Below are 9162 nucleotides of genomic sequence, written 5' to 3' on the forward strand. Positions count from 1 at the left end.
GACCTTAGCGGATCTTCACTCCCTGCGTTGGTTGAGAACCACGATTCCACCGCAGAACATGACAAGGGCCACTAGAACCCCAATCCCGTACAGCCAGAGCCGCCACGCGTCCGGCCCCGGCGCCGTCGGCGGCGGGGAGTCCTCCCCCTGCCCGAAGTGCTGATCGTCGGGTACGGGGACGCTGCGGCGCTGCCCGCCGAGCGTGGCCGCGGCGTCCAGCGCGGCGCCCGCGTCGACCACGCCGAAGCCGACCTCCTCGTCATAGCCGTCGGCCGGCCTGCCCTTCGCGCCCGCGGCCAGCGCCTGCGCCACCTGGTCGGGCCGCAGGCCGGGGTAACGCGCCTTGATCAGGGCGGCGACCCCCGACACCAGAGCCGCCGCCGAGCTGGTGCCCTCCGACAGCTCGTAGCCGCTGCCGCGCCTGACCACGGGGACCCCCGAGCCCGGCGCCGCGACCAGCACCGACAGGTTGTCACTGCTGTACGAAGCCACCCTGCGCTGTTTGTCGACGGCCGCGACGCCGATGACGCCCGGGTATCCGGCCGGGAAGCTCCAGTAGGAGGTGCCGTTCTCCCTGGCGTACTCCGTCTTCCCGTCGTTGCCGACGGCCGCGACCAGCACCACGCCCTTGCCGAGCGCGTACGAGACCGCCTCGCGCTCGGACCTGTGGGCCCCGTACGTGCCGATGGACATGCTGACGACCTGCGCGCCCTGGTTGACCGCGTACCGCAGGGCCCGCGCGAGCGGGCTCTCGATCACCGCGCGGTCGTCGGCCAGCGGCGGGTCCACCCGGTCCGGGTCCTCCGCCACCGCCAGCGGCAGGGACAGCACGCGGACCTCGGGCGCGACGCCGACGTAGCCGTCGTCGGCGCCGGAGGCGGCGATGAGCCCCGCCATCGCGGTGCCGTGGCGGCCCGGGGTCACCTCGCGGCGCACCGCGCCCGAGCTCATGTCGGGGCCGACGGTGACCCGGCCGCGCAGCTCCTTGACGTCGGGGTCGACCGCGCTGTCGATGACGGCCACGGTGACGCCGGCGCCCTTGGTGGTCCGCCACGCCTGCTCGACGTTGAGCGCGTCGAGCACCCACTGCTGCCGGTCGCGGATGGGCGCGGCGTGCGCCGGGGTCTGCAGCAGGAGAAGGGCGGCGACCAGGGCGCGCACGACGGTCAGCACACGTTCCCCTGGGTGCACGGCGGGACCTTGGGCGGATCCGCCAGGAAGTAGGCGATCTGGTTGCCGATCGACCGGGCGGCCGGCCAGAGCTCGCTGTGCAGCTCCTCCTCCGGCGGGATCGCGGCCCTGGTGCGGCCGTCGGCGTAGCCGCCGGTGGTGAAGACGAGGTAGGGCCCGGCGCCGGCCCAGCCGGTGCGCTGGCGCTGCTCGGCGCCGAACCGCTCGGCCACGGTGCCGGGGAAGGCGACGGGCAGCACGCCCACCCGGTCGTCCTGGGTGAGGTCCCCACCGGCCGAGACCCTGGCCTCCTGGTCCTTGAGCACGGCCACGCCGATGGTGAAGACGAAGGTGGAGCTCTGGTCGACGTACGTGGCGCGCAGCAGGCTCACGCAGCCGTGCTCGGCCAGGATCGCGCCGACCGCGGGGTCCACGGCGTCGCGGCACCTGGCCTCGGGGGCGATGCCGACCCGCCTGGCGTACTGCTGGGTGCGGTCGAGGCCGAGGTACTTCAGCTCCTCGGGGAAGATGCCGGTGGTGGGCCACGACTGCCAGCGCCGGGCGATCTCCTCCTGCTTGTAGCGGTTCTGCTCCTCGGCGGTCAGCGGGCGCGAGCGCGTCTCCTTGAACAGGCCCACGGTGCCGAGCAGCACGACGACGGCCGAGAGTGCCACGATGACGCCCACCAGCGCCACGAACGCCCGCCGGTAGCGGACGCCCTGCTGCAACTGGTCGGTCTCGGCCCGTTGCCTGGCACGCTGCCTGGACATGGACCGGCCGGTCGCCGGCGACCAGTCGCGCACCCGCGACCTGCGGCCGGTACCGGCGCCGAGCGGGTTCTTCCGTCCCGGCGTGGCGTCCCCCGCGGCGCGCGGCAGCCCTGTGGTGGACCTACGTGCCTTCACCACCGCCTCGTTCCCAAGCTCGGCTTTCTGTGTCATTCGTCCCCGTAACAGGGCGGATCATGCGTCTTGGTCATTGTGCGCTCGTCGCACCCTCCTCACCAAGGCGAGGATGACCGCCACCGAGCCGACCGCGCCTCCGGCCGACGCCACCGCGATCGCCGCGTGCAGCACGACGCGCCGCTCGTCCCTGTGGACGACCTTGACCGGGCCCGCGGCACCGCCGCCGAGCGGCCGGTCGGGGTCGTGCGCCAGCGCGGCGGGCGCGGCCTCGGTGTGCCCGGCGAGCTTGGCCGCCTCGGCCAGCGCCCTGGCGGCGTTGACGACGCCGAAGCCGGTGCCGGTGTCGTAGCCGGTGGGCGGGCTGTCGACGGCCCCGGCGGCGAGGGCGCGGGCCACGAGCGGCGGCGACATCTTCGGGTATTTCGCCCTGACGAGAGCCGCGACGCCGGAGACCAGGGCGGTCGCCTGCGAGGTGCCCCGGCCCGTCCAGTACTCGTCGCCGGGACCCGCGCCCATGATGTCGACGCCGGGCGCGGCCACCAGCACCGAGGCGTTCCCGTTGGAGAAGGCCGCCCGCCGCAGGCCCGCGTCGGCCGCGCCGACCGCCACCACACCGGGGAAGGCCGCCGGGTAGGAGTACGGTGCCGCCCCCGCCACCTTGCGGGTGCCCTCGTTGCCGGCCGCGGCGACCAGCACGACGCCCTTGCCGATGGCGTAGCGGACCGCGGCCCGGTCGGCCTTGCTGGCCAGTTCCTTCGAGATGGACAGGTTGATGACGTCGGCGCCTTGGTCGACCGCGTAGCGGATGCCCCTGGCCACCACGTCCTCGAACCTCGGGTCGACGTTGAACGTCCGGAACCCCGGCTCCTCGTCCTCCAGGATCACCCGTACCGACAGCACCTCGGACTCCGGGGCCACGCCGATGATCCCGTCGGCGCCGCCGGGGCCGTGACCGTGGCCGGCGATCAGTGACGCCATGTACGTGCCGTGCAGGCGACGCGGCGCCACCCCCGGCGCGTTGGCGCCCTCGGTGAAGTCCTCGCCCACGGTCACGGAGCCGGCCAGGTCGCGGTGGCCGGGGTCGACGCCAGAGTCGAGCACGGCCACGGTGACGCCCGCGCCCCGGCTGACCTCCCAGGCGGCGGGCAGGTCGAGTGTCTTGATGACCCGCTCCTGACTGGCCCGCACCTCGTCGGCCACCGCGGGCGCCGCGTCGAGCAACAGCACCCCGGCCACCGCCAGCGTCCCGGTCAGCGCGGCCTGCCCGCGCCCGCCTCTGCCGGGGCGCGAGGTACGCGGGCGGCGGGTCAGCACTGCCAGTCCTCGGAGGCGCAGTCGGGCATCCGCGGCATGGTCAGTTCGGCGAGGACGCGCTCGGAGATCTCGGTGGCGAAGGCGAAGACGGCCGGCCGCTGCTCGGCCGCGCCACCGGGCCGTCCGTCCACCTGACCGGCCGTGGTCAGCACCAGGTACGGCCCGGACTGGCGTACCGAGCCCCGCTGGCGCACCGCCGGCGCGAACCGGTCGGCCACCGTGCCGCGGAAGGCCAGCGGGAGCAGGCCGGGAACCGGCTCGCCGCCGGCGGGGAACGCGGACTTGGCCCGGGCGGCGCGCGCCGCGTCGGGCAGGGCGACGACGCCGATGGTGACGAGCACGCCGCGCAGGGCGTCGATGTACGTGGCGCGCAGCACGGCGCGGCACCCCGACTCCGTCAGCGCGGGGACGGCCACGGCGTCGACCGCGCCGGCGCAGCCGGTCGTCGGTGAGATGCCCAGCCTGCGGGCCCGCTCCTTGCCGCCCTGCTCGGCGGAGTAGGACAGCGTGGCGGGGAAGACGCGGCCCGCGTCCCAGGTGCGCCAGCGCTCGGCGACCTCGCGCTGGGAGGCCGCCCTGAGCTCGGCGGCCGTCGGGCCGCGGGTGAGCTCCGAGCTCACCGAGCTCGCCGCGACCCCGGCGGCCACCGCGCAGACCGAGGTCAGCGCGGAGGCCACCACCAGGATGGGCCAGAGGCGAGCGTTGTCCACAGGATCGACCTTAATGCGGCCGACCCTCCGCCATCCGCAGAAACCGGACCGCCGGTCTAGTACTCCGGCAGGCTCGGGTCGACGGTCTTGATCCAGCTCAGCACGCCGCCGCCGACGTGGACGGCGTCGGAGAACCCGGCGTCCTTGACGACCGCCAGGGCCTCGGCGGAGCGGGCGCCCGACTTGCAGTGGAGCACGATGCGCTTGTCCTGCGGCAGCTTCTCCAGGGCGGAGCCGTTGAGGAACTCACCCTTGGGGATCAGCGTGGCGCCGGGGATGCTCACGATCTCGTACTCGTTGGGCTCGCGGACGTCGACGAGGAAGATCCCGTCGCCGTTGTCCTGCATGGCCTTGAGCTCGCGGGCGGTGATGGTGGAGCCGGAGACCGCCTCGGCGGCCTCGTCGGACAGCGCGCCGCAGAACGCCTCGTAGTCTTCGAGCAGCTCGGTGACCGTCGGGTTCTTGCCGCACAGGACGCACTCGGGGTCCTTGCGGACCTTGACGTCGCGGTACTTCATCTCCAGGGCGTCGTAGATCATCAGCCGGCCCACCAGCGGCTCGCCGATGCCGGTGATCAGCTTGATGGCCTCGTTGACCTGGATGGAGCCGACCGACGCGCACAGCACGCCGAGCACGCCGCCCTCGGCGCAGGACGGGACCATGCCGGGAGGCGGGGGCTCCGGGTAGAGGCAGCGGTAGCAGGGGCCCTGCTCGGCCCAGAAGACGCTGGCCTGACCGTCGAAGCGGTAGATCGAGCCCCACACGTACGGCTTGCCCAGCAGCACCGCGGCGTCGTTCACCATGTAGCGGGTGGCGAAGTTGTCGGTGCCGTCGAGGATGAGATCGTACTGGGAGAAGATCTCCATGACGTTCTCGGTGGTGAGCGTGGTGTTGTGGATCACCACGTCGATCAGCGGGTTGATGGCGCGCACGGAGTCGGCGGCGCTCTCGGCCTTGGGCCGGCCGACATCGGCCTGGCCGTGGATGACCTGGCGCTGCAGGTTGGAATCGTCGACGACGTCGAAGTCGATGATGCCGAGCGTGCCGACGCCCGCCGCGGCGAGATACAGCAGCGCGGGCGAACCGAGGCCGCCGGCGCCCACACACAGCACCTTGGCGTTCTTCAGCCGCTTCTGCCCGGCCATCCCCACGTCGGGGATGATCAGGTGGCGCGAGTAGCGGCGCACTTCGTCAACGGTCAGCTCGTCAGCCGGCTCGACCAGCGGTGGCAACGACACTTTCTACGCTCCCGTTCCAGGGGTCTTATCTCCCTTTGAAACCTAGCCGGGCAGTGGGGCATTCCCCAATCGCGTCTCACCGATCAGACGACGCGTCTCCAGCGCGACGAGACGGGGCTGCTCCATCATCGCCACGTGCCCGGATCCGGGCAGCAGAACCAGCCTCACCTGGCGGAACGTGCGCGCCGCCCGGGCGGCCATGGCGGGCCTCACGAGCCGGTCGTGCCTGCCGTGGATGATCAGCGTGGGCGCCTCGACCCTGGCGGCCAGCCGCCACAGCGACTGCGGGCCACGGCGCAGGTATTCGGCCACGATGCCGCGGGCCGAGCCGAGCATGGCGGCGATGGTGTGCGGCAGGTCGTCGCGGCGGCGCAGCTCCTCGACCGCCTCACTCAGCCGTACCGGATGGATCGCCCGCGCGTTCGCCCAGACCATGGCGAACGTGGCCTCGACCCGGCGCTCCGCCGGGAGCAGCTTGAGCCTGCCCGCCAGCCACTCCCCCACCCAGGGCGTGGCGGCCGCCGCGACCCGGACCGGGCCGTACCTGGGGATCAGGTCGGGCAGCGCGGGCGAGACGAGTGTGAGGGAGCGCACCAGGTCGGGGCGGGTGGCGGCGACCCGCACGGAGACCGCGCCGCCGAGCGAGTTGCCGAACAGGTGGGCCGGGCCGGTGTGCTCCAGGACGCCGATGACCGCGCGGGCGTGCGCGGGGACGCCGTAGTCGCCGTCGGAGGCGGCGGGCGAGCATCCGGATCCGGGCAGGTCGACGGCGTGACCGGTGACGACGTCCTTCAGCTCGTCCATCAGGTCGGTCCAGTTGGTCGCGGAGCCGGCCAGGCCGTGCACGAACACCGCCTGCTCGGGGGCGCCCTGCGGGGTCGATCTGACGTGCACGGGCCCGATCATCCGTCCCGGCCAGTGCGGGACCGGCTCTGCCATGGCTCCTCCTCATAACCATCCTGCTTAGGGGCGGTCTGCATTCCGTACAGACGCGTTTTCGCCTCGCGCCGCAGGACATCAGCCGCGTACGTCCAACGATACGGACAGGGGAAACGTGATGAGGTTCAGCCGTGTCGCGGTGGTGCTCGCGGTCGCGGTCGTGGCGGGCGGCGGGTTCGCGACCGGCACGGCGGGGTCCGCCCGGGGGCCGGCCCCGACGGTGGCCGCCGCCGTCGGAGAAGCGCGGGACGGGGACGGGCGGGCGCCGAAGCGGTGCAGGTACGCGGTGCGCCGGATCGAGACGAGACTCAACGTGCGCGGGGGGCCTGGGACCCGGTACCGGATCGTGGACAAGCTCTACCCGGGCGACTACACGTGGGGGAGCTGCCGGAAGTTCGGCAGGTGGCGGAAGGTGCGGGGGGTCGACGCGGACCGGCTCGGGTTCAGCCACGCGTACTACCTGAGGCGGATCGACACCCGCTGACCGGACAGATCCCGATTTTTCGTGTTTAGGGATCTAATCGATCTTTTGATACGCCGAGAACATGGCAAAAGCCACCACATGCCGTTTATGGCGGCCATCGCCGGAAAACATGAGAGCAGCGGCACCCAGCGTGATGTCAACGGCACTCATCGTGACGAACGGTCAGGGTCGACGACGCGGCACATGGCGCCACATCCACGGCATGCGCCGGAGGAGCCCGTCACATGCCTCCTCCGGTTGACGCCGGTCATGGAAGCGCCCCGCGATAATTCGCTCGCTGGGTGCCGCCGTTTCAGCGCGAACATGGCACGGCTCGCGCGTTCTCGCTTTTTCGGAGCAGTATTTACGGGGCGCTCCGGCCTGCCCTTTTCCGCAGGGAATTCATTGCGGGAGAACAGGCCGGAAAGACGGTGTTCCACCCTGTGGAGCCGCCCACATTTCCGCCCGAATCGGACATATCGTGCCATTTTGCGAGATAGATCTACAAGGCGAGCAATAAGATTGTTATTGCATAGCAAAATAGGGCGAACTCCGTTTCATAGGCCACAGGCCGGAAATGACATTCAGCAGGATGACTCATTAGTAGCCGTCCAGATCGTCGAGAACGGGGCAATCCGTCCTTTAGGGGGAAAACGCAATGCCCAAGCTCAAGAGTGTTATCGCGGGCCTCGCCGTCAGCACCGCGCTTACCGGCGGCCTGGTTGCCGGAGGTGCGACCGCCGCCGCCGCCATGCCGACCACCGCGCCCGTCGTCACCGACGACGGCTTCGGTGACGGCTTCAACGACGGCTTCGGCTTCAACAACGGCCTCGGCTTCGGCTTCTTCGGGGGCCACACCTTCGGCAACCGCCACAGGTGCGGCCACCACCACGGCGGCGGCTGGGGCCGTCGCAGCAAGAACAAGCACATCTGCGTCGTGGTCCGGAACTTCAACTTCAACGAGAACAAGCTGCGCCGCCACGACCGTCACCACCACCGCCGTCACCACAGCAACCTCATCAACTAAGGCGAGCCACCTCGCCGACCGCCGGGTGCGGATGGGATGAGCGCTCGTTTTCATTGATGGTCGTCCGGTCCCTTTCCAGGGATGTGGTTTCCCGGCTCGTAGTGAATTCCGGGCTCTCGGGACAGGCCGTGTGCGATGGCGCGGCCTGTTCTGAGATTTCCTTCTCGTCTCCGCGGCAACTTCGAGGGCTCCGCCGGCAATGGCGCCGGCGGGGCCCTCATTGCGTCGCCCCATGGACGGCCGGGGCTTCCGAGCTCTCAGGATCCGCTCCTGGAGTCCGCCCAGGCGCCGAGCTCCCGCGCACCGCCGACGCCCGTATCCATCGGTGCGGCCCTTCTCACGAAAGGCCGCACCGATGGATACGGGCTCTTTCATGTCCCCTGCGCACCCCTCAGCCAAGTTCGCATCGGGGCGTCACAAGGGCTCTCAGCGCTCCCGTGAGACCGCCCGGCAAGGGACATGCCGAAATCCCCGCCTCCGGGAATGCGCCCGTGCACGACAAAAGGAGAGGGCTCCCCCGGCGCCAGTGCCGGCGGAGCCCTCGAAGTTGCCGTGGAGACGAGAAAGGAAAACTCAGGACGGGCCGCGCCATAGAACGCGACCCGCCCCCGAGAGAGCCCGGAATTCACCACAGAGCGGAAACCGTATCCCCAGAAAAGGGGCCCCGAACCGATCCTCAATGAGAACGAGCACTCATTCCTGCGCCGTCAACGACGATTGATCACTAGCCGACGTGTCATCCACTGGCTGCGCCATGCGACGGCCGGCGAGGTTGTCGATGTCAGTCGAGGTCGTCCCAGCCCCAGTTCCGGTGGTGGCGCCGGTGCTCGTTCGGGTTCCGGTTGATGTTGAAGTTCTCGACGATGACCCGGACTTGCTTGCGGTGGTGCTTGCGCCACCAGCAGCGGTGGCCGCAGTGCCCGCCGGTCAGGACCGACGTGCCCGCGCTGACCTGAGTGGCGGCAGCTGCGCTGGTGGTGGTCATGGTCGCGCCCGCGACCACGACGCCACCTGTCACGGCGGTGCTGAGGGCGAGGCCCGCGAGAACACTCTTGAGCTTGGGCATTGCGTTTTCCCCCTAAAGGTTCGATTGCCCCGTACTCGGGACCTTTCTTAAGGTCCAAGAAAGGTCCCCGGATGATGCTGAAGACTCATCCGGTAAGTGATATTCCCGTCACTCTGGGTGAGCAAACGGTCATCCTTCCATTTTGCTATGCATTAGCGTTGCTATTGCTTAAATTAAGCGTTTATAGAATGTAACTGCACGAATTGTCCGATATGTCCGCTAATGCAAGGCAAGCGTAAGCATTCAGAAGTGTGTGATCACGCTGGCGTGAGCGGCATCCGCTGGATGGGATGATCGTCGGGTGCCGAGGACCCCGGATCGCCGCACGTC

At 70.3% G+C, this 9162-nt stretch carries 9 protein-coding genes; 2 read left to right on the plus strand and 7 right to left on the minus strand.

Features of this window, described 5'->3' with window-relative positions; translation table 11 throughout:
* Positions 1-15 precede the first annotated feature (15 nt).
* Genes AB0K05_RS42135 through AB0K05_RS42160 form a run of 6 tightly spaced genes read right to left on the minus strand, consistent with a single transcriptional unit; the run spans position 16 to position 6276 of the window.
* The gene (locus tag AB0K05_RS42135) at positions 16-1173 is read right to left on the minus strand and encodes a S8 family serine peptidase (RefSeq protein WP_148029280.1); all 1158 of its coding nucleotides are present in this window, start codon (positions 1171-1173) and stop codon (positions 16-18) included.
* Positions 1167-2075, minus strand: coding sequence for a hypothetical protein (locus AB0K05_RS42140; RefSeq protein WP_261808309.1), 909 nt, complete (start codon positions 2073-2075; stop codon positions 1167-1169). Before AB0K05_RS42140 ends, AB0K05_RS42135 begins: the two co-directional genes overlap by 7 nt.
* A 57-nt stretch (positions 2076-2132) precedes the next feature.
* A complete protein-coding gene (locus AB0K05_RS42145) occupies positions 2133-3389 on the minus strand; it encodes a S8 family serine peptidase (RefSeq protein WP_364237131.1) in 1257 nt (418 codons plus the stop codon).
* Positions 3383-4099: a hypothetical protein gene (locus AB0K05_RS42150; RefSeq protein WP_364237133.1), complete on the minus strand. Its 717-nt coding sequence runs from the start codon at positions 4097-4099 to the stop codon at positions 3383-3385. The genes AB0K05_RS42145 and AB0K05_RS42150 overlap by 7 nt, the downstream gene beginning before the upstream one ends.
* A gap of 56 nt (positions 4100-4155) precedes the next feature.
* Positions 4156-5337, minus strand: a complete 1182-nt coding sequence (gene moeZ / locus AB0K05_RS42155; RefSeq protein ID WP_148029279.1) for an adenylyltransferase/sulfurtransferase MoeZ — start codon at positions 5335-5337, stop codon at positions 4156-4158.
* Positions 5338-5379: 42 nt separating this feature from the next.
* Positions 5380-6276, minus strand: a complete 897-nt coding sequence (locus AB0K05_RS42160; RefSeq protein ID WP_364237136.1) for an alpha/beta hydrolase — start codon at positions 6274-6276, stop codon at positions 5380-5382.
* A gap of 118 nt (positions 6277-6394) precedes the next feature.
* Between AB0K05_RS42160 and AB0K05_RS42165 the strand changes: the two genes are divergently transcribed.
* A complete protein-coding gene (locus tag AB0K05_RS42165) occupies positions 6395-6760 on the plus strand; it encodes a hypothetical protein (protein WP_364237138.1) in 366 nt (121 codons plus the stop codon).
* Between the two features lie 637 nt (positions 6761-7397).
* Positions 7398-7766: a hypothetical protein gene (locus AB0K05_RS42170; RefSeq protein ID WP_148029276.1), complete on the plus strand. Its 369-nt coding sequence runs from the start codon at positions 7398-7400 to the stop codon at positions 7764-7766.
* Positions 7767-8547: 781 nt separating this feature from the next.
* Here AB0K05_RS42170 and AB0K05_RS42175 read toward each other — a convergent pair.
* The gene (locus AB0K05_RS42175) at positions 8548-8832 is read right to left on the minus strand and encodes a hypothetical protein (protein ID WP_148029275.1); all 285 of its coding nucleotides are present in this window, start codon (positions 8830-8832) and stop codon (positions 8548-8550) included.
* Positions 8833-9162: the final 330 nt, after the last annotated feature.

The sequence above is a fragment of the Nonomuraea sp. NPDC049486 genome (assembly GCF_040676925.1).
GTDB lineage: Bacteria > Actinomycetota > Actinomycetes > Streptosporangiales > Streptosporangiaceae > Nonomuraea > Nonomuraea ferruginea.

Excerpts from the sequence above, each read along its gene's own strand:
- AB0K05_RS42175 (WP_148029275.1), bottom strand. The coding sequence starts at position 8,832 with ATGCCCAAGCTCAAGAGTGTTCTCGCGGGCCTCGCCCTCAGCACCGCC.
- AB0K05_RS42165 (WP_364237138.1), top strand. The coding sequence starts at position 6,395 with ATGAGGTTCAGCCGTGTCGCGGTGGTGCTCGCGGTCGCGGTCGTGGCG.
- AB0K05_RS42160 (WP_364237136.1), bottom strand. The coding sequence starts at position 6,276 with ATGGCAGAGCCGGTCCCGCACTGGCCGGGACGGATGATCGGGCCCGTG.
- AB0K05_RS42170 (WP_148029276.1), top strand. The coding sequence starts at position 7,398 with ATGCCCAAGCTCAAGAGTGTTATCGCGGGCCTCGCCGTCAGCACCGCG.